We start from the raw sequence: 24,242 nt of genomic DNA on the forward strand, positions 1-24,242 counted from the left end.
AGCATGGAGATACACATGCATCCGTCACATTCACCATCAAAAATCGAGGCAATATGCGGTTACGCGGATGTCGTGGCAAACGCCCCATCCTCAAGCCCGAATTAGTTGCGGCACACTTCTGATGCTGCTAACCTCGACCCAAGAGCATAAAAAACCCTTTGAGAGGATCACTGTGAAGACGAACAAACTGGTTGCTACCGTCGCCCTTGCCACCCTGGCAATCTCGTCGGCTTTCGCCCAAACGCAGGTTACCCCTGCGACCCCAAGCAACAACACTCGCGCATTTGCACCCGGCCCTGCTGGCGCTCCGAGCGCAACCGCTGCTGGCCTTGGCGGCCTGACCCCCGTTCAATGGGGCGCTGTTGCAGGCACCGGCGCACTGATGGTTGCCCTTGGCAGCAGCAACAACGGCAACGGCGGCGGTGGCTTCTTCGTCCCTGGCACCGGCACCACCGGCACGGGCACTACCGGCACGCGTTAATGCTGGTTGCCCTCCTGAAAGGAGGGCATTCGCTGAAAAGTCCGCGCGTTGCTTCCGCCACGCGACTCTTAGAACGTTGCCTTTTGGCAACGTTTTGCTTGGGCGTTGGCGGTTGCTCCTCCGGAACCTCGGCCATGCTGGATTCGGCTCGCCTGCTCTATCGCGGTGAGTCTGCAGCAGCCCAGCCCGATTTCAATCCCAGCTATCGATACCTGAGAACCAGCGTCAATGGGCGCATCGTTTTCATGGTGCTCGGCTACATCGATCAGCGCGCCGAAGGGCCCGTCGAGGTTTGGTACAGCGGCTCGGGTGAAGTCGTCCGACTCCTGAATGGCCAGTTGGTCGGCACGACTGGCTTGTCCATCGACTGGCGCGACGTTCGACTCTCCAATCCGCCTGCCTGGCAAGCTCATACAGCCAACCCAACGCAGACCTACGTTCGAGAGCGCGACCTGATGCCCGGCTATCGCTTCGGCATCCGTGACGACATCGCGCGTACATCGATCGTCCCTCCCGCCGACAGCGCCCTTGCTGGCGCGTCCGCCAACTCCTTGCGTTGGTACGAAGAACGCAGCGTGTCCCGCCCTGCGACAGCCTCCGTTCCTCCCGCCCGCTTCGGCGTTTCATTTGCTTCTGGCGCCCCCCAGGTCGTGTATTCGGAGCAATGTGTTTCCCGCGACCTCTGCATGAGTTTCGAACAGTGGACACCCCCCGCACCAGCAGCCGCCACCGCGGCGCGCGCTGGTACATGAGCCCCCTCTTTCTGCAAGCCATCAGCCCCCCGCATTGGCCCCGTCGGACGGCCCTTGCCTGCGCGCTGATGGCGAGTCTTGGCGCACTGGCCGAGCCGTCGCAGAACACAGCGACGGTCGAGCCCGCAAGTGATGCCGAGGTGCGGCCCGGCGAGCGACTGAGCACTTGGCTGCTGCGCCAACCAGAGGACACCGCAGCACCCGGGCTGGCATGGCGCGTGCCGCAGGAGCGGCTAGCCCAGCAGTTCCTGAAGAACACATTGCTCGTGCGCCTCGAGGCCGCCAGCAGACGTGCACCGCGCTCCGAGCAACTCGATCGGCTGAAGCTCATCACGTGGCTACAGAACCTCCCGATCACCGGCCGCGTGGCGCTGGGCATTGTGGACCCTCGCTGGTTGCAGGCGCACCCGGATCAAGATCCCTTGCTGTCGGCCGGACAGCAGCTCGTTGCACCCCCTTCGCAACTGAAAACCATCGCGGTCGTACGGCCCGATGGCGAACTCTGCCATGTGGCACACGAAGCCGGCCGAACCGCCTGGGATTACGTCATCGCCTGTGCGCCCAAGTCCACCCACGATTGGGCATGGGTTGCACAGCCCGACGGCCGGACGTCGCGCGTGGGCATTGCCCCCTGGAATGGCCACCCTTCCGACGAACCGGCGCCCGGCGCATGGATCTGGGCGGCACCGCGCGGCATGACCGAACTGGTCGACGCGTCGGAAGGCATCATCAAGTTCTTGGCGACGCAAGGCCCCTCACCCCAGGCGGCACCGCTGCGCGCAACCACCGCGGCGCTCGCGCCCGCCAAGCCGGTCATCGCGATCAGTACGCCCGCCCTGCCGCCAGTGCCACCGGAGAGCATCATCTCCGTGCGCTCCGACGCTTCGGCCCCGCAATACAAGGCACCTCGCACGAGCAGCAACGACTGGGGCGAAACCGGTCTGCTCCAAACGCCGACAGCACGCATGGGCGAAGCCGGCGATTTCCGCACGTCGGTCAGCCACGTGTCACCCTATACGCGGCTGAACGTGATGTTCCAGCCGCTGGACTGGATGGAGGCCGGCTTTCGCTACACATCCATCAGCAACCGCGCATATGAGGCCAGCACCACAGGCCAAAGCAACAAGGACAAGAGCATCGACGTGAAGCTGCGGCTGCTGCGCGAATCCGCCTATGCGCCTCAGGTTGCACTGGGCTTTCGCGACCTGGGCGGTACCGGCCTTTTTTCCGCCGAGTACCTGGTCGCCAACAAGCGCTACGGCGACCTCGACTTCAGCCTCGGCATCGGCTGGGGATATCTGGGCAACAGCGGAAACATCCGCAACCCCTTGCTAGCCCTGAGCAATCGTTTCAGAACGCGCACGGTGAGCTCCGCAACGGGCGGTGAAGCCAACTTCAAGGCCTTCTTCCGAGGTCCAGCCTCCTTGTTCGGTGGCGTCGAATGGCGCACGCCCTGGGATCCGCTGACCGTCAAGCTCGAGTACGAGGGCAACGATTACAAGAACGAGCCCCAGCAGAACAATCAGGTTCAGCGCTCGCCTTTCAACATCGGCCTGGAATATCGCTACTCGCCAGGCGTCGCCTTCACCGCCGGCCTGGAGCGCGGCAACAAAGTGATGGTGGGCCTGACCCTGTCCACCAACATGGCGAAGATGCGGGCCAGCAAGCCCGCAGACCCGCCGCCGCCCCGCTTCACGCCGGAAGCGCCAGCCAATCCGCCCGGTTGGGCCGCCACCGCTGCGGAGATCCAGGCACGCACCGAATGGACCGTGCAGCGCATTGCGGCGCAAGGCGACAGCGCGCACGTCTGGATCACCGAAAGTCACACGGTGTACCGCGAGGCCCGTGTGCAGCAGGTCATTGCCGTCATGCATCGCGATGCTCCGGCGTCGATCAAGCACTTCATCCTTCATTACAACGAGCGTGGATTGGCACTGCACACGCAGGTTGTCGATCGCAGCGAGTGGGTGACGGCGCACTATCAGGCACAGACGCCAGCCGAACTGCGCGCCACGGACCAGCGTGACTACGCCCCGCCGCGCGGCCGGACCGAAGATGGGCTCTACGTGCCGGCAGCGCCACAGCGCGCCCCCGCCGACGTAACAGCCGCCGTCAGCGCATCGCCCGGCGAGACGTCGGCCATGGCGCCATGGGAGCGGCGCGCGGAAAAACTCACCTTCGGCCTGACCCCGAGCTTCTCGCAGATCCTCGGCGGCCCCGATGCCTTCCTGCTCTATCAACTGGGCGTCTCGGCCACGGCGGAGTACCGCTTCACACCAAGCACGTGGGTGAATGCCGCGGTGAACTGGCGCTTGATCGACAACTTCGACAAGTTCACCTACACGGCGCCCAGCAACCTTCCCCGCGTGCGAACCTACCAGCGCGAGTACGCAACGACCAAGCGGTTCACCATGCCGGTGTTTCAGCTGACCCATGTGGGCCGGCTGAACGAAGACCAGTACTACAGCGTTTACGGCGGCGCCCTCGAGTCGATGTTCGCCGGCGTGGGTGCTGAGTGGCTCTACCGCCCGTGGCGCAGCAAGTTCGCCTTTGGCATCGACGTCAACCACGTGCGTCAGCGAGACTTCGCCCAGGATTTGGGTCTGCGCGATTACAAGGTCAACACCGGCCACGCCACGCTCTATTGGGACACCGGCTGGAACGGCGTGCAGGCCAGGATCAGCGCGGGTCAATATCTTGCGGGCGACCGCGGCGTCACGCTCGACATCAGCCGTCGCTTTGACAACGGCGTGACGATTGGCGCTTGGGCCACCAAGACCAATGTGTCCGCTGCACAGTTCGGCGAAGGCAGCTTCGACAAGGGCATCTACGTGTCTATCCCCTTCGACGCATTGCTGCCACGCTCGAGCAAGTTCACCGCGAACTTTGCCTGGGCTCCGCTGATACGGGATGGTGGCGCCAAGCTGGGACGGATCAACCCGCTTTTCGAGATGACGTCGATACGGGACCCGAAGGCTTTCAGCTTCTCTTCACCCGACGATAAGGCGCCGAAGGCGGGGGACAACATCCTCGACTTCAAGCGAGCAGCGCAGTAGACGACGCCGCAGAAAACAAAAGAGCCCCGATCCGGGGCTCTTGGTCTCAGCGTCACCCCGGGTGAGTCGGGGCGGGAAATAACGAAGTGGCTCTATCGAATCAGATCGCCACGGCAATTGGATTCGGCGCGGACGGCTGATCGGCCTCGCCCACTTGCGCGGCGCCGGCAGCCGCTGCTGCAAGCGACAGGGGCCGGTCACGCACGCGGTGACGCTCCATGTGCACCCAATCCACCACTTCCGCGTGGGGCTGATAGCCGGGCAGCATCTGCGTCAGCGTCCGCTTCAGCATCGGCACATCGCTGCTTTCGAGTGCAGCGTTCAGGGTCTCGAACTGGCGCCAGAGCTCATTCCAAGGCAGACAGGGATCGTGCGCCTTCATGACACGAGGATGCGCCGTAGGCATCGCGCTGTCACCAATCAGGAGCTCTTCGTAGAGCTTCTCGCCAGGTCGTAACCCGGTCACCTGCAGCTCGATATCGCCATCCGGCGAATGCTCGTCTCGGACTGTGCGCCCCGAAAGCTCTACCAGCCGGCGGGCGAGATCAATGATCCGCACCGGTTCACCCATGTCGAGCACGAACACATCGCCACCCTGCGCCATCGCACCCGCCTGAATCACCAATTGGGCGGCTTCGGGAATGGTCATGAAATAGCGTGTGATGTCCGCATGCGTGAGCGTGATTGGGCCACCCGCCTCGATCTGCTTGCGAAACAACGGCACCACAGAACCGCTGGAGCCCAGGACGTTGCCGAAGCGGACCATCGAGAAGCAGGTGTCCGAACTCTGCTGCGCCAGCCCCTGCAATGCCATTTCGGCAACGCGCTTGCTGGCCCCCATGATGTTCGTCGGCCGCACGGCCTTGTCGGTGCTGATCAGGACAAAGTTGGGAACCTTGCACTCCATGGCGATCCGCGCCGTTGTGAGCGTACCTATCGCGTTGTTTCGCACACCCTCTGCCGGGTTGTGCTCGACGAGCGGCACATGCTTGTATGCCGCCGCGTGATAGACCGTGTCAGGGCGCCAGGCGCGCATCACTTCGCGCAGCCGCGCCGCATCGCATACCGAAGCGAGCAACGGGATAACACGTACGGTCGGTGCCAGTTGCTCTAGTTCCTGGTGGATGCCATAGAGCGCGTACTCGCTCAATTCCACGAGCAGCAGCGTGGAAGGCGACAGCTGAACAATCTGCCGGCACAACTCACTGCCGATGGAGCCACCAGCGCCAGTGACTAGCACCACTTGGCCGCGGATGTGCTTGTGGAGCAGGTCTGCCACGGGCTCGACCGGATCACGCCCCAGCAAATCCTCGATGTCGACCTCGACCAGATCATTGACCTGGACCTTGCCGTTGGCCAGATCGAGCAACCCCGGAAGCATGCGTACATGCAGATGCAATGGCAACAACTGGTTCAGAATTTCAACGCGGCGTCCGCGACTGGCCGAGGGCATCGCCAAGAGCACGTCTGTGATGCCCCAACTGGCAGCGTTGTCGCTGAGCCAATCGGAGGACTGAATGCGCAGACCGTTGATCGTGTTGCCTTGGAGATGCGAGTCATCGTCAACGAAAGCCCGGACGACCATGTCCCGACTTTGGGCCAACGCTGCGGCCAGCTGCAAACCCGCGCTACCGGCACCGTAGATCACAACCTGAGGCAATTGCTTACGTTGCAGAGCGCTCATGTAGAGACCGCCCAACCAATAGCGCGCAAACATGCGCGAGCCGGCGATAGCCAAGAACAAGAGCAACGGCACCAGCAAACCGACCGTGCGCGGCACTCCTCGCACACCGACAACCGAGAAGATCAACGCATAGCCGAGGCCAAACAATACGCACGCGCGCACGATGGCCATGACTGCAGCCGTGCCTGCATATCGAAAGATGGCTCGGTAGAGCCCAAACACCACAAAGAGGGGAAGCGCAAGGGCTACAGCGACCGCGATGGCTGACCACTGAACACCACGCGGCGTCACCCATTGCTCGAAACGAAAGCTGAATGCCAACCAGACACACAGGACGCAGAGCATTGCATCGACCCCCAGAGCCAGCATGCGCTTCAAGGGGCGCGGCAAAGCAAGCAAGGGCGTAGCCAAACGATTGATCACACAGAAAACTCCTGCGGCGTTTGGAGTGCGCCGCGCTGCAACAATTGTCCGTGAAGGGTACCCACCCTCCCCCCCAATTCAGGGTATTCGCGACACTCATAATGTCATTTTTGTATCTTTTGCATCGACATGACTTTGGTCATAGAGCCGCTGATCAGCCCCCTCAAGCAGCTGTCCCTTTGGCAGCCATGACCGATCTGAGGCCAGAAAGCCTGCGGCTTGACCAACGCCACGAGGCAGTGAGCGCCGATGCCCTGACTACAATGCCAAGGGCGTGCCTACCCATCCTTCGTCTCTCTTTATTTAGATAGCGCGATTCAATCGCTCAACGAAGGACAAATGGCGAGGACATTTCTGAATGACATGTGCTTCATGCCGGACATGAAGCATGCGGCACGCAATACGTTGAGTCTGACAACAGAGGCACAAGCCTTCGCAGGGAGCCAAGTCTCATGAAATCTGTTCTGGTGGTATGCATTGGCAACATCTGCCGTAGCCCGATGGGTGAAGCATTGATCGCTGCAGCATTGCCGCAGGTTCAAGTCACGTCAGCGGGGACCGGAGCCCTGGTCGGGCACCCGGCAGATCCGATTGCACGCAAACTCATGGCCGAACGTGGCATCGACATCGAGGCCCACCGGGCACGCCAACTTACAGGGCAGATGTGCCAACAGGCAGACCTCATTCTTGCGATGGACGAAGCCCAGCGGATTCACATCGGGCAGCGCCATCCGTTAACCCGGGGCAAGCTGTTTCGCTTGGGCGAAGTCGCACGCGTTGACATTCCCGATCCTTATCGCATGGGCCGTCCGGCCTTCGAGCACGCCCTGCAACTCATCGCTGACGGCGCCCAAGCCTGGGCCGAACGCATTCGCAAACTCTCATGACTTCTTCTGCTTCCACTTCGGCTCCTTCCGCAGCACTCGCGCGCGACGATGACAACGATGCAATTCATCTGTCCGAGTACTTCGATATCTTGCTCGACCGAAAGTGGCTGGTGGCAGGCGTTACCGCCGTCGCCCTCGTCATCGGTACGGCCTATGCGCTCCTGACCACCCCGATCTATCAGTCCAACCTCCTGATTCAGGTTGAAGACTCCGCCCCAGACGCCAAGAACTTTCTCGGCGACACCGCGAACCTCTTCGATGTGAAGACGCCGTCCACAGGCGAAATCCAGATCATTCGTTCGCGAATGGTCATTGGCGGCGCTATCGAGGCAAAGCAGCTTTACGTAGATGCGAGGCCCCGATACTTGCCGTTCATCGGCGAATGGCTCTCCAGACGTGCCAAGGAACTATCGAGCCCAGGCTTTCTTGGCGTGGGAGGCTACGTTTCTGGAACCGAAACGGTCAGCATTGCCAAGTTCGACGTACCTTCCACGTTCGAAGACCAGCAGCCCTTCACGATTACCACGCTGGCCAGTGGCCAATACACGCTGAGCCATCCCGATCTTGCCGAATCATTGACCGGCACTGTCGGCAAGGTGCTCAACCAGCAGCTTCCCGAAGGAGCCATCACCTTGGTGGTATCGCGACTCGAAGGCAAACCAGGGGCCGAATTTCTAGTCTCACGTGCATCGTTGCTCACCACGACTGAGAATCTTCAACGGCGCCTCCAACTGGGGGAGCAGGGTAAACAGTCGAACGTGATCAGTGTTTCGCTCGAAGACAGCGACCGTGAACGCCTGCGGAGCACACTCAACGAAATCGGGGCTCAATACGTTCGCCAGAACGTTGAGCGCAAAGCCGCCGAAGCCGAAAAAACCATCGAATTTCTTGATAAACAATTGCCTGAGTTCAAGCGGCAGCTCGAAGACTCGGAAGACGCATATGCACGCTTTCGCAACCAGAACGGCACGGTCGCCTTTGATGAAGAGGCCAAGGCTGCTCTGAGCATGTCAGTGCAGTTGCAGACCAAGCTGTTGGAATCGCAGCAGTTGCGACGCGAATTGCTCTCGCGCTTCACCGAGAGCAATCCCAAGGTCCAAATGATCGACGGCCAGATCGCGGCCATCCGCCATGAGATGGATGGCCTTGAGACCCGCGTCAGCGCCATGCCGGCCGTCCAACGCGACGCACTGCGGCTCGAACGGGATGTGCGCGTCAACGGCGAACTTTACAAATCGCTGCTCAATAGCTCACTGCAACTACGTCTTGTGAAGGAAGGCAAAATCGGCAACGTGCGGTTGCTTGACACGGCGGTAGAGCCAAGAAAAGCGGTCAAACCACAGAAACCGTTGATCGTCGCATTGTCTTTGGTGCTAGGTTTGCTGGCTGGCGTTGCAATTGCCATCCTTCGGAGCAAGCTTTCAAACGGTATCCAGAATCCGCAAGAAATCGAGGACCGTCTCGCCCTCAATGTCTATTCCGTGGTGCCATTGGCTCTCGAACAGGAAACGATACTGGAGCACATCGCCGGTGGCGCTAAGGGCGTGCAATTGCTGGCGGTGACCTCTCCCGAGAGCCTTGCCATCGAAAGTCTGCGCAATCTGCGTGTTTCTCTGCAACTGACTTTAATGGAGACCGGCAACAACCGCGTGCTCATCACCGGCGCAACGCCTGGCGTGGGAAAGAGTTTTGTCTCCGGCAATTTCGCGGTCATCATGGCGCAGGCCGGCAAACGCGTATTGCTGATCGACGCCGACCTGCGAAAGGGGCATCTTCAAAAGGCCTTCGGGCTGCCGCGCAAGGGCGGCTTGGCGGATGTGTTGGCAGGCGACATGACACCCGAGCAGGCGATCCATGCTCAGGTGGTCCCTAATCTCGACGTCCTTACAACGGGCGCCTACCCGTTCAACCCAGCCAACATGATGCTGTCGTCAACACTGCGAGAGTTGCTGGATGCATTTTCGGAACGCTACGACTTGGTCGTGATCGACAGCCCGCCGGTGCTGGTGGCCGCCGATGCTGCAGCGGTCGCTGCACATGCAGGTGTCGTGCTGCTGGTTGCCCGCGACAATCTGACTCAATTGGGTGAGCTGAAGGAGAGCGTCAAGCGCCTTGCGCATGCTGGCCAGCAAGTCAACGGCGTGGTCTTCAATGGCATGGACCTCTCGCGCAGGCACTATGGCAGCTATGGCTACAAGTACGGTGGCTATCGCTACACCGAATACAAGTACAAAGAAGCTGGAGTAGCCTCGGAATAATTAGCGGGACGCGGCAAGGGAGCCGCTCTCCATCGGGGCTCTTCAGCGAGCTTCCGCAAGGCAGGAGAATCAGCGACCGATTTGTCGCTGAGCCAGCCACCACGTCAGCCGCGCGAAAATTTCCCCAACAAGCAGCCCTAGGCCATCTGCCCAAAGGTCGCTCCATTCAGCGTATCGATCAGGCGTGAAAGACTGCAATATCTCGATGAGTGCACCGTAGGCCAGCAAGCTAGGCAGCAACAGCCATAAGCGCCCCGGCCACGCCTTGTGTGCCAGGAAGGCCAATGTTGCAAAGGCCAGGACATGATTGCTCTTGTCCCAGCCGGTGCTGGGCATGGGGGTCGAAGGAGGCGCGAGCGATAGCACAAGAATCGCATAAATACAGGCCCAGAAAGCCCAAGCGGATAGCAACGCGAGCTTCGACTTCACCTGCCTACGCTCTTTCGGACTCGGGTCGCACGGAGACCACCTCAGGCATCGACCACTTCGCCCGCTCGCAGCACGCGCCCTGCAGGAACCCTCACCCCATAAGCGAGCGCTGAGCCCACGGGCATCCACGCTGAGCGTCCGAGCACGCTGCCCCCCGCCATGCCCGCATGGACACCGAGATGGCCAAATGACTCCACCACGCAGTCATGATCGACAACGGCGCCACAGTTGACGATCACGCCCTCTCCCAGCTGAGCCCCGGTTCCGACGATAGCGCCGGCCATGATTGCACTGCCCTCCCCGATGGTGGCTGTGGGCGACACCATGGCTGCCGGATGAACCACCATCGCCAGCGTCAATCCCTGCGCCTTTACTTGCTGATGCAGGGCTTCGCGCAATGCGTTATTGCCGATCGCCACAATCACCGTATCGATTCGGCCACGGCAGTCGGCCAGCATTGCCGTTGTGCCCCAGACCGGGCAGCCCCACAAATGATGCTGCTCTGGCTTGGTCGCATCATCCAGAAATGCCGTCAATGCATAGTCCTGCCCGAGCAATGCGGCCTCAGCAACGGAACGTCCATGACCGCCCGCCCCAATGATCAGCAAGCGCTTTTTCAACTGCTCTCCCATATTCAGTGCGTTACACCTTCGCGCCTCAGCACCTTGACGAAGGTAAGCCATAGGATGCGGATATCAAACCAGAACGAGCGACGCTGAAGATATTCGATATCGAGCTGGACCTTGGCAGGGATAGGTAATTCATCGCGTCCATTCACCTGCGCCCAGCCCGTCAGGCCCGGCACCAATACATCCACACCATGCTGCGTCCGCAGATCGATCAGATCCTGCTGATTGAAGAGCGCTGGTCGGGGCCCCACAAAACTCATGTCCCCGAGCAAGATGCTCCAGAGTTGCGGCAGTTCGTCGAGACTGCTTTTGCGCAGAAAAGAGCCGATAGGCGTCAGATACACCCTGGGGTCGGACAATAAATGCGTAGCTACTGCCGGCGTACCGACACGCATGCTACGGAACTTGGGCATCTTGAAAATGCGGTTATCGCGGCCGATCCGATCAGACCAGTAGAGAGCAGGCCCGCGAGAGGTAAGGCGTACTGCTATCGCCACGATCATGACGGGCAACAGCAACACTGCCCCCGCGCACAATGTCAAAAACAAATCAAACAGACGCTTCACGCCAATATCCTTCTGCAGTCCTTTTCAAGCCCTCGTCAATGGTCATGGGAGGCGTCCACCCCAACAATTCGGTCGTCTTGGAAATGTCGACTTGCAACGAGCCACAGAGTCGTTGTGCGACATGGGCTCGACCCAACATCGAAGCGCCTCGCTCCAGCCAGTTCGCCGGAACAGGGAGCAGTCGCGCAGGCTTTCCCATGGCTTGCCCCAAACGTTCCAACAACTGTGCGGTTGAAAGATCTTCACCGTCCGAAACCAGAAAAGTCTGATTGCCCGCTGCGGGGTGGTGCACGCAAGCGGTCAACAGATCCGCCAAGTTGTCGAGCGACACCATGCTTCTGCGATTGCCGGTAACGCCTCCGAGCGGCAATGGAATTCGACGCGCGACGATGTTCATCATCGTGCGGAAGTTCGCCTTGACGCCTGGGCCGTACACGAGTGGCGGACGAACGATCACCACTTCCATTCCGGTTTGCGTTGCGAGCTCTCGCAAGGCCTGCTCCGCTTCCAGTTTGGAAATGCCGTATGGATCCACCGGAGCTGTCGGCCCATCCGCCGAAAAAGCACTGCCAATCCGCGTTGCTTCTCCGTTGGCTTTGATGGAGCTTACGAAGACAAAGCGTCGCACCCCTGCCTCTGCGGCTTGCCGCGCCAGTCGCAACGTTCCGTGAAGATTCGTGCGCCGATATTCCATCAGTGGATCGCTCGCACCATCCGACATCACATGGACACGGGCGGCGGTATGGATCACTGCGTCGACATTGGCGATGGCTTCTCGCCAGTCGGTTTCCGCACTGAGGTCGCCAACCATCGCGGTTTCGACCTTGAACTTCTCGAGCGCGGGTTCACGGCGAATCGCCGCGCGTACAGGTAGGCCATCAGAGAGCAGCCGCGCAACCAGCGCAGTGCCTACAAAACCCGTCGCTCCTGTTACCAAGATCATCTTGCCTCGCTTTGTTTTTTTGTGGCCGAGGCGGGGAAGGACAGCGACTGAAGCCATCCTTCCAATCGGTTGATCAGCGAGCCGCGCTCGAATTCGCTGGCGCTCAACGCAAGGCCATTCGCGCCCATTGCCTTGCGTTCTTCAGCCGATTTTCTCGAGAGATCCAGAACCGACTTGGCAAGCTCCTTGTGATCCCCCGCGTTGCAAGTCAAACCGGCCGCAGCTTTTTTTACCACGTCGGCACCTTCGCCATTCAGCATCGCCAATACGGGCACGCCCGCGGCCAGATACGACTGGAGCTTGCCAGGAATGGTCATCGAGAAGATCGGCTCGTTCTTCAGGCTGACGAGCAATGCGTCAGCATGTTTGAAGAACGAGGACATTCGCTCCACCGGATGTCGTCCCAGCATATGGACGCACTTTTGCAAGCCGCGCCGCTGGATCTCATCGGTCACCCATTGCGCCATTCGGCCGTCACCGACGATCAACCAACGGATGGTCCGGTGTTCCTTGAGAATTTCCGCCGCTGCGAGGATCGCCGGAAAATCTTGGGCATCGCCGATGTTTCCAGCGAACATCACATCGAAGCTCTCCGCTTGGACCTGCACCTCAGGCGCCGCAACCGCTTGCTCTACATCGAACAGCATCTCGGCCCAACTGGGGAAGTATTCGACTCGGGCGCTTTCGCCCGCGTACTTCCTGATTTGGGGCACAAAGCTCTTCGACTGCGCCAGGATCAGGTCACAGCGCTTGTAGATAAACGACACGAGCCGGCCCACTGAACGCAGGATGAAAGGCGAACGAACCACGCCAATGGCTTCCAGCGTCTCGGGCCAGAGGTCAAGAACCCAGAAAGCCAGCGGTGCCCGCTTTACCGCTCGCAATGCAACTGCAGGTACGCCGACCGTGATGGGCGATGGCTCATAGGCGAGGACCGCGTCAAAGTCGCGCCCTCGCAGCTTCCACAACCCAAGCACGGAGGCACTGATTGCGAAGGTCGCAAAGTTCAGCATCAAACGGATGCCTCCCTTTCCACGCGCAGACATGGGCACCCGGACGACCTCCGCTCCTTCATAGCGCGCGAACATCTCGGGGGCATTGCGGTACGCGGGGAACACTTTGCCGTCGGGGTAGTTGGGCACACCAGTCAGCACAGTGACTTGATGACCACGCCGCACGAATTCGGCGACAAGATCATTGATCCTGAAGTTTTCCGGCCAGAAGTACTGGGAGACGACGAGCAACCGCATAGTGACTTCAGTACTTCTTCCAGACCACGCGGTTCACATAGTCGGTGTAGCTGTGAACGATGCGCAGCACCTTGTCTGACACGTTGGGCATGCTGTAGTCAGCCACCTGGCGCAGGCCGCGCGCCTCGCCTCTCGGCTGGCTCTCCAGAATGGCCAGCCCCTGGCGCACACGGTCTACCTCAAGGCCCACCATCATCACGGCCGCTTCTTCCATGCCTTCGGGCCGCTCGTGGGCCTCGCGCAGGTTGAGCGCCGGGAAATTCAGGATCGACGACTCTTCGTTGATCGTGCCGCTGTCGGACAAAGTGGCGCGTGCCGAAAGCTGCAGCTTCACATAGTCGTGAAAGCCCAGCGGCTTCAACAGGCGCACCTGCGGATGAAAGCGTGCGCCGGTCGCGTCGATGCGTTTCTGCGTGCGCGGGTGTGTTGACACAATGACCGGCAGACCATGGTCTTCGGCCACGGCATTCAGTACCGCCACGAGCTTGCCAAAGGACTGCGGCGACTCGATGTTCTCCTCGCGATGCGCACTGACCACGAAGTACTGCGCGGCCTGCAAGCCCAGGCGCTCCAGTACGTCGGACGCCTCAATGCGCGCGCGATAGTGCGTCAACACCTCGAACATCGGGCTGCCTGTCTTGATGACCAGATCAGGCGGCAGCCCCTCGCGCAACAGGTAGTCGCGCGCGATGGTGCTGTAGGTCAGGTTGACGTCCGCTGTGTGGTCCACGATGCGGCGGTTAGTTTCTTCGGGTACGCGCTGGTCGAAGCAACGGTTGCCAGCTTCCATGTGAAAGATCGGAATCTTGCGGCGCTTGGCGGGAATGACCGAGAGGCAGCTGTTGGTGTCGCCCAGGACCAGCATGGCCTCGGGCTGCACCTCGCCCAACACCTGATCCACTGCGATGATGAGGTTGCCGATGGTGTGCGCCGCGCTCGTGGCGTTGGCTGCGCTGTTCAGGAAGTGATCGGGCCTGCGCACGCCCAGGTCGTCGAAGAAGACCTGGTTGAGTTCGTAGTCGTAGTTCTGGCCGGTATGCACCAGCACGTGGTCGCAGTGCTCGTCGAGCCGGGCCAGCACACGCGACAGGCGGATGATTTCGGGTCGGGTGCCGACCACGGTCATGACTTTGAGTTTTTTCATGGGAGATGGATCCAAAGCCGAGCAACTACAGCGGGCAAGCGAAGGTGTCTGGCCGCGCACGATCGAACACCTCGTTGGCCCAGAGCATCACAACCATTTCTTCGGTGCCGATGTTGGTGATGTCGTGCGTCCAGCCGGGGACGGTTTCGACGATTTCAGACTTGTCGCCCGAGGTCAGCAGCTCATGGGTTTCACCAGTGTGCATGTGCCGGAACTTGAAGCGCGCCTGCCCCTTGATGACGAGGAACTTCTCGGTCTTGCTATGGTGGTAGTGGCCACCCCGCGTGATGCCCGCATGCGCGGTAAAAAACGAGAACTGGCCGGCGTCCGGTGTCTTGAGCATTTCGACGAACACGCCGCGCGCGTCCCCGTGCTGCGGCACGGTGTAGGCAAACGACTCGGGCGGCAGGTAGCTGACGTAGGTCGAATAGAGCGCGCGCACCAAGCCCGTTCCTACGCGATCGGTCATGAGCGTGTTGCGGCTGTCCTTGAACGACTGGATCTGCCGGGCCAGCTCGCCCACCGTGGTGGTGTATTGCGGCGTGACCGTCGCGAAACCGTCTGCGTCCACGGTGGCGTCGGCGCCATCCATGAGCTGGACGAAACGCTCGATGACATCGTCGACATACACCAGCGTGACTGGCGCTGCCGGGTCATTGACCTGGATCGGGAGGTCGCGCGCAATGTTGTGGCAGAAGGTGGCCACGGCCGAGTTGTAGTTGGGCCGGCACCACTTGCCGAACACGTTGGGCAAACGGAAGACGTGGACCGGAATGCCGTGGCTGGCGGCTGCGGCCTGCAGCGCTTCTTCCGCGCCGCGCTTGCTGTTGCCGTACGGGTTGTCGCGGCCCGCTTGCGTGGACGACGTGTAGACGATCGGCACCTTCTTGCCAGTTGCCTTCGCGATGTCGCCGACGGCGTGGCAGAGGCTCTGCGTGAGCTCCGCGTTGCCGGTGGCGAATTCCTGCGGGTCTTGCGGGCGGTTGACGCCTGCGAGGTGGAACACGAAGTCCATGCCCTCCAACAGCGCCGGCAGTTGCTCCACGCTGTGGTCGCGGGTGAAGCAGACCACCTGCACGTCCTTGCGCTCGGCCAGATGCAGCTGCAGATTCTTGCCCACGAAACCGCCGGCGCCGGTAATCAACACCTTCACCGCTTTATCCCTCTGCCACGGCGGATTCACCCCGTGCGATGCGCTTCATGAAGTCGAGCTTGAGCAGTAGCTTCTTCATGCCTTCGACATCGAGGCGGGTGGTGTTGTGCGAGTTGTAGTCTTCGCCGTGCGAACTTTGAGTAATGCGCTTCTCGCCCTGCTCCACATACTTCGCGTAGTTCAGGTCGCGGCCGTCAGGCGGCACGCGGTAGTAATCGCCCTGGTCTTCGGCGCAGGCCATTTCTTCGCGGCTCAGCAGAGCTTCATAGAGCTTCTCGCCATGGCGTGTGCCGATTTCGCGCACTTCGTGATCGAGCTTGCCCATCAATTCCAAGATGGCTTGCGTGAGAACCTGCACCGTGGCGGCGGGCGCCTTCTGCACAAAGATGTCGCCGTTGTTGCCGTGCTCGAAGGCATGCAGCACCAGCTCAACAGCATCTTCCAGCGTCATCATGAAACGGGTCATGGACGGGTCAGTCACGGTGATGGGCTTACCTGCCAAGACTTGCTCAACAAACAGCGGAATGACCGAGCCACGCGACGCCATGACGTTGCCGTAGCGGGTGCCGGAAATAATCGTGTTCGTGCTTTCGAGATTCCGGCTGGCAGCAACCATCACCTTTTCCATCATGGCCTTGCTAATGCCCATGGCGTTGATGGGGTACACAGCCTTATCGGTGCTAAGACATACGACGCGTTTTACGCCTGCCGCAATCGCGGCTTCTAGAACATTCTCGGTGCCGAGTACGTTGGTGCGTACTGCTTGCATTGGGTGAAATTCGCAAGAAGGCACTTGTTTGAGAGCTGCCGCATGAAAGACATAGTCCACCCCACGCATGGCTGCATCGACACTTCGTGAATCCCGAACATCACCAATATAAAACTTGAGTTCGCGATGATTGTGACGCTTGCGCATATCATCTTGTTTTTTTTCATCGCGACTAAAAATCCGAATTTCTCGCAAGCCTGAATTCAAAAACCGGCGTAAAACCGCATTCCCAAAAGAACCAGTTCCACCGGTGATCAGGAGAATTTTATCCTTAAACATAAAATACAACCTTTACTATCTTAAAACCAAAATCTACGCGCGCAGGAATTATTTTCTTATGGAACGGTTTTTTTCACAGCACGCCCAACTTCAAAAATAAACCCCCACGTTTCAGCCGCACATCTAGTCCACGAATATTGCTTCGAGAGGTATTCAGCCTTTTTCGCCAGTGAGTTTCTCAGAGAATCACTAGAGATCATTTTTTCAATCGCAACTCGAATACTCTCTTCATTTTCAGGATCAAAATACAGCCCAGCGTCTTGCAATATTTCCGGCATAGGCCCGCGGTCGGAACAGGCGATAGGTAAGCCTGCCGCCATTGCCTCAACGAGCGTATTAGGCATATTTTCGCAACTGGAGGCGAATATAAATATATTTGCCTTTTTCAAATAATACGGAATCTTCGCGTGTGGCGCCGAATCAAACAATTTGACAAACTCCCCCTCCGGGTCTTCTGCGGAAATTGCTTTATCGAGCAGTACCCTCCCCCTGCCCAAACCGCCTCCGACCAAATCCAAAAAGATCGGATAACCCGCTTTCCGTAACCGCGAAACCGCGCCGACTACGTGCCACTGGTGTTTGTACAAATCGGTATTCGAAACATAGAGACACCGAATACCTTCCTGTGATTCACCAATCAAAAGGCTAGGGCGCGCTCTAAATTCTTCACCAATTCCATGCGGTATGACAACAAATTTCTTTAAATTTCCCGTGAACTTTTGAATTGTAGTCGATGCATATTTCGTTAAAAAAATCACCGCTGCCGCGCGCCGCATCGAGCTTATCTGCAAGTGCTTTAACAATTGAAGTCGCCAGCGGGCAAACGAAAACAAAGAATACCGTTGCATCTCTTTGCCTTCAAATGAAAGCATGTCTCGACTCATAACTATCGAAGGAGAGAATTGGCAAAACGTTCCCGCGCCTGTGCTCAATAGAATGTCACAGCCAGCATCTCGGATTTCGCGCGAAAACTTCTTGTACTGCCACCAAATTTGTCGAAAAAGGGATTTATCCAATTCCGGAGGTGAGTGTTTTATCAGCCAAGGGGCATCAGGGATAGCATCCAGCAACTGCTTATATGACCAAACATGTATAGCAGCAATGCCGCGAATCCGGGGATCGCCCGCTTTGAGAATACCTAGCAAATGCGCTCTCGCGCCGCCCGAGCGGTTCCGCGAGGCATCGATGGCCACGACCACTCCCTTTTCATCTTTATTGCCTGTCATTTTTATCAAAATGAAAAACTTTATTTAAAAATTCATCAAACCTTGGCTGGTGTGCGCTTATAGAAAATTTTTCTTCCGCCAACAACCTGCTATTTATTGACATCTGCTCATAGGCAGCATCATCAGCAATCAATTCAATCTTCCTTAGCAACAAGGGAAAAATACTTCCTTCGGCCACAAAAATTGCATCTTTCATGTCGGTCGCGATATCCGCCACATCACCAACAGGATTCATAACAATGGGACATCCGAAGCTCCAACTCTCAACAGCTTTTGTGGGAAATCCAGCTACGGCGTAGCGCTCGTTTTCTCGAAAAAGTATTGAAAAATTACTCGCCCCATACAGCCTTTCAACCTCCACGGCGCTCAGACGACCATAGCACTCCACAAAAGGCTTATAGATTTCTGGATCAACTCCATTTGATTTAATATCGGCAGCCAGGGCATCCCACGTTAAACCGGCCACATGCAAAACGACAGGCTTATTTAGTCCTTGCGCCAACTTTGGCAGCGCCAGAATAAACGAGTGCAGCTTATCTTTTTTCCCCGCATTTCCGGCATACACGAAGCCAATACAACTCTTTATTGTTGGCCTGCTAACGATTTTTCTTCGATCGAGCAAAAGAGGAGGAATATTTACAATATTTCTTTTTTTATAGTGCTGCGCCAAAAATTCGCTTATACAAATAGCATGATCAAAAAACTTGTACACAACATGCATTCTCAACCAATTTTCAAAGGCTGCGGGCCCGTATCGACCGCCGGGAAGGTGATTTGCCGCAAACCACTCAGTGCTGTCCAAGACGGCTTTGATCCCAAAAAACCGGCATAGCAACAACACTCCCAAGGAAAAAAATGCGGGCGGATTATATAGCACAATTACGCTATATTTCCGATGATGCCAAAGCCATTTTATGGTTTTGATCCCACGAAAAAAAAATCCAAATAATCGCGAAGCCCCATTCAATTCTCTTGTTCTGAATTCAGACTGAGAATAACAATCGTGCCCGTTATACGTGTAATAACCATTTTTTGTGCTTGATTGCTCCCAGCCTGCGAAATCAACTTTGAAGCCGGCATTCTTAAATAGCAGCCCAACGCCATAAACCCGAGAAGCAGCCGCATCGCCGTTCGGAAATCTAAATGCGCCTGTATAAAGCACTCTATCTTCCTTTTTGGGAGAATTCATTTGAAACTCACTTGAACTTCAATGAAGCCCCATAGAAAAATCGAAATAAATACCAAGGGAAAATCACAGTTATCACGAAAGAAAATATAACGTACGAAAACTCAGAGTAAGAATATCTCGCCGCCAAAAGAATAAAATAAACATAGGGAATTAAAAACATAAACGTTTTCTCATTCACTCCCTTAAGAATAAACTTTCGATACGCGAGTATGCCTAAAATGTAAAAGGCAAAAATCCCAACCAACCCAAATATCAGCCCAAATCCAAAGCCAAAATTGATAATTCCCTCGGTGACTGCACCCGTCGCCAAATTCGAGTCCCCGCCCCAAGCGTTGTCGGCATAAACCCGTGTGAAAAAAACTCCTCCCGACTCCAACTTATCCGAATTAATTGCTCTTGGCACAAAATTCGTCAAAAGAGATAAATAGGTTTTTCCCCACTGCAACTCTGACAGATTTGACGAAGTAATAATATCCAAAGGGATCAGTCCATATTTAAAGTGCGAACCCTCTAAGTCGCCAGAAGACCCATAATTTTCAAAAGAAACGACGTCATCCGCAACACTAACCGTATTTCTCAATTCACCCAAAACTGCAATTAACGACGCAAAAACAAAGAAAACCAAAAGCAAATTTGATTTGCTAACCCTTTTAAAAATATAGCTATAAATTACCACCGCGACAAGCAACGTCATTATGATAAAAGAGCGAGATCCTGAGAGCAATCCAATAAGGATAAGAATCGAGAAGTGAAATGCATATAAAACTAAGGCCCGCCTGCTCCTAGATATTAGAGCTGCGCAAAAATGCATCAAATTCAAAACAATGAAAGAAGAGTTAATTATTAATATATAACCTCGCCCTTCGAAGTATTTGACTCGAAGTGCAATATTCGAAATCGCGGAAGCAACCCCTCCCAGCTCCCCTATCACCATCAATTGAGTTGCTATTGGAAAAACACTCAGCGCCCACACTATGAGCAACATTTTTTTTGTGTTTACCGTCTTCTTTCCAAGCCCCCTCCACGCAAACTCTCTTCCTTGAGGCTCGAAAAATCCGCAAATAAAAATGATCAAGCATTGCGCGAGATATATCGTTCGAACAAGAAAATTGTGCTCGCCAAAAAAAATGTCCGCGTAAAAAAAAGTATTAAATACGATATAGATTTTTATCGGAGAAAAAGGATCTTGATTCTTTCGCATTGAATGCCACATCCCTACTCCCAAAATTAGGGCGCTAAGAATGCTCAACATTAATTCAGCGGCTTCAATCATGTCTTTCCGAAATCACGGTGTAGAAATTTTACTAATCAGAGCGCGTTAGGCGTTGAATTTCGCCACCCCATTCGCCAAACGATCAGGCAGAGAGATGCATTTTGAATTAATGCCAGCCCGACCAAGGAAATCATTAAATTCAAAGGACTGAACGAAGAAAAATTAAACAAGAGGAAAATAGAGATCAACATAAAAAAATCGACCGCGAGCTGATACTTCTGCAAATGAAGCGCACGGCAAGCAACACGAAAAGGGGTCGCGGATAGAAAGAAACAACACCAAGTCAATTGCAATGGAATTAATTTACTAGCCAATTCCCATTGAGCACCCAGCATGAATAAAAAGATACTTGGCAAATAAAAAGCACCGCAACAGCATAATGCCAAAAAAAAATAAATCCAATTACTCGGAAGTGCCGTCAAAAAATCAGCTCGACTGGCTAACGGATTTTTTCCAAACTGATGGTACAAGACTTGAGCAAGACTCCTGGAGAGCAAAGCAGTTGGAGCCCATATCAGTCGATTTGCCATTGCATACTGCCCCCCAATATTTTCCCCGTATTTTTGCGAAAAAAATATCAACGGCGCATAGAACGCCGCCACTGAAATCAGCTCTTGCAGGGTTCCGTATATTGAAAATGATCTATTTTCAAGAGCCATTCTCCAAGCCCCAGCCAAATCAAAATTCCATCGTCCTAGCCGTTTAAAGAAAAAAATCTTTAAGCATAGGGCAACTACCCCTTCGGAAATCACAGCGCCTAGTACAAGGCCATCTTGGACTCCGATTATCGAGAAGCCAATCTGCAAACCGACGATCAGAATAGCGCGGGCGATGTAGAAAATCGATAACCCCCCAAAATTTCCGCTGAAGATAAAAAAAGAACTATAAGTGTTAGTCAATCCGAGAAAGAATGCAAGAAAGGCCGAAAATACAGCCAACTTCCCAATATAAATTGCAGGAATTATGCAAAGCCCAAAAATTGCACAGCCTATCAACTGAACTTGCTCAACCCGGTGGCGCGCTTCCGACTCGTTTTTATTTAAGGGGATAGTTAGATGTAGCTGCAATGTAATTACAATAGCGCTTACAGTTGCGACAGCTTGCACCTGCGCCAGAAATCCAAAATCGCTAGGACTATATATTCTCGACAGGAGAATAATTGAAATGAACTGCAACGCCTGCGCCGCGCCGTTTCCGATGATCAGTTTTTTTAACTGCGCGAACATTCAAATCCAATCAAACGAAACTGGTCGAGGCATGAAATGAAGAACACACTTCACTCTTGAGTTGCTATTGTTTTTCTATTTCTCTCAAATTCAGACACATACCATAACACTGCAACTTCCAAACCATTACTTAGTTTATAATTTGGAGCATATGAGAGAAGGCGCTTAGCTTTTTCTATGTCAGCCTGACTATGCCGTACATCTCCCGCCCGAAACTCTCGATAAGTCAACTGACTTTTTGACTGAATTCCAAGTCTTCCTAGGTTTTCTTTCAGCTGAAAAAACAGTTCCTTCAATGTTGCCCTGTCTCCTACTGCCACGTTATAGACTTCATTGCGGCTCTCCTGTCCCTCTGAGGTAGCAGCCAACAAATTGGCTTGGACGGCATTCAATACAAAACAGAAGTCGCGACTAGTTTCTCCGTCCCCATTTATAAATATTTCGTCTCCATTCAGGAGCGCCGCGGTCCATTTGGGGATTACTGCAGCGTATGCGCCATTTGGGTCTTGGCGAGGGCCGAAAACATTGAAGTAGCGCAAGCCGATCGCATTAAATCCAAAATTTCGAGCGAAGACATCCGCATACAACTCATTCACATACTTGGTGACCGCGTAAGGGCTCAGCGGCTTGCCAATCGTATGCTCGACTTTAGGGAGCGCCGGATGATCCCCATACGTGCTACTGCTGGCGGCATAAGTAAAGCTCTTGACATTGGCTTCGCGTGCAGCCACCAGCATGTTTAAGAAACCAGAGATGTTGACTTCGTTTGTCGTGATGGGGTCAGCCAAACTTCGGGGAACGCTGCCGAGCGCGGCCTGATGAAGAACGTATTCAACAGGGAGGCCGATTCCAGCACGGCCATTCGTCCTCGGAGCAATTTGAGAAATTTCGGTCGGTAAGAAAACCATCGCACGACGACAATCGTCGAGATTCCGAATATCGCCCTCGATGAAGTAAAAATTGGCCCATTGCTCCGCTGTCACCAAGGCTTGAACCTCCGTCAGATTACGTCGGTGACCTGTAGCGAAGTTGTCGATCCCCACTACGCACTGGTTTAGCCTGAGCAAGTTCTCAAGTAAGTTACTACCGATAAAACCAGCCACGCCAGTGACGAGCCATACATGTCGCTCCCTAGCTAAGCGAGTGCGAAGCTGGTCATAGACCGATTGATTGGTATTAGGTTGGCCCATAGGATCTACCCCGCTCACAGCCGACCGTCTGCAGCACCCAAAGGCAGCAGACTCTTCACATCGAACAGCACGGCGTTAGGTAGGCCCAACGCTTTAATACCGGCTTCTCCCAAGCTTACGAACTGATGATGACCCACGGCCAGAACGATTGCCGCGTACTGTCCAGCCGCAGGCAGCTCGGCTAAGCATCGCAAACCGTACTCATGCTCGGCCTCGGCAACATCGATCCACGGGTCGAACACGTCGACATGCGTGTTGTAGCTCTTCAAAGTGCGGACGATATCCACGACCTTGGTGTTGCGCACGTCGGGACAGTTTTCCTTGAAGGTCAGGCCGAGCACCAGCACCTTGCTGCCCAATACCGGCACGTTCTTGCGCAGCATCAGCTTGATGACTTCGTCTGCGACATGATGGGCCATGTTGTCATTGATGCGGCGGCCAGCCAAAATCACCTCGGGGTGATAACCAACCTCCACCGCTTTATGGGTCAGATAGTACGGATCGACGCCGATGCAGTGCCCACCTACCAACCCCGGACGGAACGGCAGGAAATTCCATTTCGTCCCGGCTGCTTGCAGCACTTCAAGCGTGTCGATGCCAAGTCGATGAAAAATTAGGCTGAGTTCGTTCATTAGGGCAATGTTCACATCGCGCTGCGTGTTCTCAATCACCTTTGCGGCTTCAGCCACTTTGATGCTGCTGGCTTTATGAGTACCCGCGACAATGATCTCGCGATACATCTGGTCCACAATCTCAGCAACTTCCGGCGTGCTACCGCTGGTCACCTTCTTGATATTGGGGAGGCGATGCTCCTTATCGCCGGGGTTGATCCGCTCCGGGCTGTAGCCGCAGAAGAAATCGACATTGAATTTCTTGCCGCTGAATTTCTCCAGCACGGGCACGCACACTTCTTCTGTCGCACCGGGATAGACCGTCGATTCGAAGATGACTATCGCCCCCTTCGACATAACCTTGCCGACGGTTTCGCTGGCCTTGACCAGCGGTGTCAGGTCGGGCCGATTCGCGTTGTCGATCGGCGTAGGCACGGTCACGACAAAGACAGCGCAGTCACGCAAATCGTCCGCATGTGAGGTGAACGCCAGTTGCGTTGCCGCCTTCAACTCTTCGCTGGTGGTCTCGAGCGTTTGATCGTGTCCCTCTTGCAGCTCTGCAATGCGTTTGACATTGATGTCGAATCCGACGACTCGACGTTTTTTGCCAAATTCCACGGCAAGAGGAAGGCCCACGTAGCCGAGACCGATGATCGCGATAGGTTGAGTTGATTGAATGACTTGCATGTTGAAAACACTGGGACGAAAAATTGGCGACAGACTCAATCAAGAGCCATGCCGCCACACCGCATTCGCGGCCTGTTGACTTCAAAAGCAGTCAGACCCGTGCCGCGAACCTCAAGAACTCGGCCCGGGTCCAGACT

20 protein-coding genes are annotated in these 24,242 nt (G+C 56.0%); 5 read left to right on the plus strand and 15 right to left on the minus strand.

The features are described from left to right. Positions 1–172 precede the first annotated feature (172 nt). From GFK26_RS00715 to GFK26_RS00725, 3 genes are all read left to right on the plus strand, one after another. Positions 173–481 (plus strand): hypothetical protein, encoded by a 309-nt coding sequence (locus tag GFK26_RS00715; RefSeq protein WP_153280417.1) that lies wholly within the window; start codon positions 173–175, stop codon positions 479–481. A 134-nt stretch (positions 482–615) separates the two neighbouring features. Continuing rightward, complete coding sequence (locus GFK26_RS00720) at positions 616–1,233, plus strand: YjbF family lipoprotein (protein WP_194274000.1); 618 nt, start codon at positions 616–618, stop codon at positions 1,231–1,233. Beyond that, positions 1,230–4,289, plus strand: coding sequence for a YjbH domain-containing protein (locus GFK26_RS00725; protein ID WP_153285805.1), 3,060 nt, complete (start codon positions 1,230–1,232; stop codon positions 4,287–4,289). The genes GFK26_RS00720 and GFK26_RS00725 overlap by 4 nt, the downstream gene beginning before the upstream one ends. A 100-nt stretch (positions 4,290–4,389) precedes the next feature. Here GFK26_RS00725 and GFK26_RS00730 read toward each other — a convergent pair whose 3' ends face one another. Continuing rightward, complete coding sequence (locus GFK26_RS00730; protein ID WP_153280419.1) at positions 4,390–6,396, minus strand: polysaccharide biosynthesis protein; 2,007 nt, start codon at positions 6,394–6,396, stop codon at positions 4,390–4,392. 452 nt (positions 6,397–6,848) lie between these two features. Between GFK26_RS00730 and GFK26_RS00735 the strand changes: the two genes are divergently transcribed. Together GFK26_RS00735 and GFK26_RS00740 are read left to right on the plus strand one after the other, a co-directional pair. Beyond that, a complete protein-coding gene (locus tag GFK26_RS00735; protein WP_153280420.1) occupies positions 6,849–7,283 on the plus strand; it encodes a low molecular weight protein-tyrosine-phosphatase in 435 nt (144 codons plus the stop codon). Then, positions 7,280–9,541, plus strand: coding sequence for a polysaccharide biosynthesis tyrosine autokinase (locus GFK26_RS00740; RefSeq protein ID WP_153280421.1), 2,262 nt, complete (start codon positions 7,280–7,282; stop codon positions 9,539–9,541). Before GFK26_RS00735 ends, GFK26_RS00740 begins: the two co-directional genes overlap by 4 nt. Before the next feature lie 69 nt (positions 9,542–9,610). Here GFK26_RS00740 and GFK26_RS00745 read toward each other — a convergent pair whose 3' ends face one another. The 14 genes from GFK26_RS00745 to tviB all read right to left on the minus strand — a co-directional run bounded on the left by GFK26_RS00745 (position 9,611) and on the right by tviB (position 24,105). Beyond that, a complete protein-coding gene (locus GFK26_RS00745) occupies positions 9,611–9,877 on the minus strand; it encodes a VanZ family protein (RefSeq protein ID WP_153285806.1) in 267 nt (88 codons plus the stop codon). A 134-nt stretch (positions 9,878–10,011) separates the two neighbouring features. Then, positions 10,012–10,590, minus strand: a complete 579-nt coding sequence (locus tag GFK26_RS00750) for an acetyltransferase (RefSeq protein ID WP_228121861.1) — start codon at positions 10,588–10,590, stop codon at positions 10,012–10,014. Between the two features lie 14 nt (positions 10,591–10,604). After that, the gene (locus tag GFK26_RS00755; protein ID WP_153280423.1) at positions 10,605–11,165 is read right to left on the minus strand and encodes a sugar transferase; all 561 of its coding nucleotides are present in this window, start codon (positions 11,163–11,165) and stop codon (positions 10,605–10,607) included. Next, positions 11,149–12,108: a UDP-glucose 4-epimerase family protein gene (locus GFK26_RS00760; RefSeq protein ID WP_153285807.1), complete on the minus strand. Its 960-nt coding sequence runs from the start codon at positions 12,106–12,108 to the stop codon at positions 11,149–11,151. The genes GFK26_RS00755 and GFK26_RS00760 overlap by 17 nt, the downstream gene beginning before the upstream one ends. Beyond that, positions 12,105–13,358: a glycosyltransferase family 4 protein gene (locus GFK26_RS00765; RefSeq protein WP_153280424.1), complete on the minus strand. Its 1,254-nt coding sequence runs from the start codon at positions 13,356–13,358 to the stop codon at positions 12,105–12,107. Before GFK26_RS00765 ends, GFK26_RS00760 begins: the two co-directional genes overlap by 4 nt. Positions 13,359–13,365: 7 nt before the next feature. Continuing rightward, positions 13,366–14,502 (minus strand): non-hydrolyzing UDP-N-acetylglucosamine 2-epimerase, encoded by a 1,137-nt coding sequence (gene wecB / locus GFK26_RS00770; protein ID WP_153280425.1) that lies wholly within the window; start codon positions 14,500–14,502, stop codon positions 13,366–13,368. A gap of 25 nt (positions 14,503–14,527) precedes the next feature. Continuing rightward, positions 14,528–15,655, minus strand: coding sequence for a UDP-2-acetamido-2,6-beta-L-arabino-hexul-4-ose reductase (wbjC, locus tag GFK26_RS00775; RefSeq protein WP_153280426.1), 1,128 nt, complete (start codon positions 15,653–15,655; stop codon positions 14,528–14,530). A gap of 4 nt (positions 15,656–15,659) precedes the next feature. Then, complete coding sequence (locus GFK26_RS00780; RefSeq protein WP_153280427.1) at positions 15,660–16,703, minus strand: polysaccharide biosynthesis protein; 1,044 nt, start codon at positions 16,701–16,703, stop codon at positions 15,660–15,662. A gap of 56 nt (positions 16,704–16,759) precedes the next feature. Continuing rightward, positions 16,760–17,896, minus strand: coding sequence for a glycosyltransferase family 4 protein (locus GFK26_RS00785; protein WP_228121862.1), 1,137 nt, complete (start codon positions 17,894–17,896; stop codon positions 16,760–16,762). Between the two features lie 19 nt (positions 17,897–17,915). Next, positions 17,916–19,118, minus strand: a complete 1,203-nt coding sequence (locus GFK26_RS00790) for a glycosyltransferase (protein WP_153280429.1) — start codon at positions 19,116–19,118, stop codon at positions 17,916–17,918. A 7-nt stretch (positions 19,119–19,125) separates the two neighbouring features. Further along, on the minus strand, positions 19,126–20,391 hold the full coding sequence (locus GFK26_RS00795) for a hypothetical protein (RefSeq protein ID WP_153280430.1): 1,266 nt from the start codon (positions 20,389–20,391) through the stop codon (positions 19,126–19,128). A 35-nt stretch (positions 20,392–20,426) separates the two neighbouring features. Continuing rightward, positions 20,427–21,617 carry a lipopolysaccharide biosynthesis protein gene (locus GFK26_RS00800; protein ID WP_153280431.1) on the minus strand — a complete coding sequence of 397 codons (1,191 nt, stop codon included), beginning with the start codon at positions 21,615–21,617 and terminating at the stop codon, positions 20,427–20,429. Between the two features lie 50 nt (positions 21,618–21,667). Continuing rightward, positions 21,668–22,807, minus strand: coding sequence for an NAD-dependent epimerase/dehydratase family protein (locus GFK26_RS00805; protein WP_153285808.1), 1,140 nt, complete (start codon positions 22,805–22,807; stop codon positions 21,668–21,670). 14 nt (positions 22,808–22,821) lie between these two features. Beyond that, the gene (gene tviB, locus GFK26_RS00810) at positions 22,822–24,105 is read right to left on the minus strand and encodes a Vi polysaccharide biosynthesis UDP-N-acetylglucosamine C-6 dehydrogenase TviB (RefSeq protein WP_153280432.1); all 1,284 of its coding nucleotides are present in this window, start codon (positions 24,103–24,105) and stop codon (positions 22,822–22,824) included. Between the last annotated feature and the right edge of the window lie 137 nt (positions 24,106–24,242).

Source organism: Variovorax paradoxus, from assembly GCF_009498455.1.
GTDB lineage: Bacteria > Pseudomonadota > Gammaproteobacteria > Burkholderiales > Burkholderiaceae_C > Variovorax > Variovorax paradoxus_H.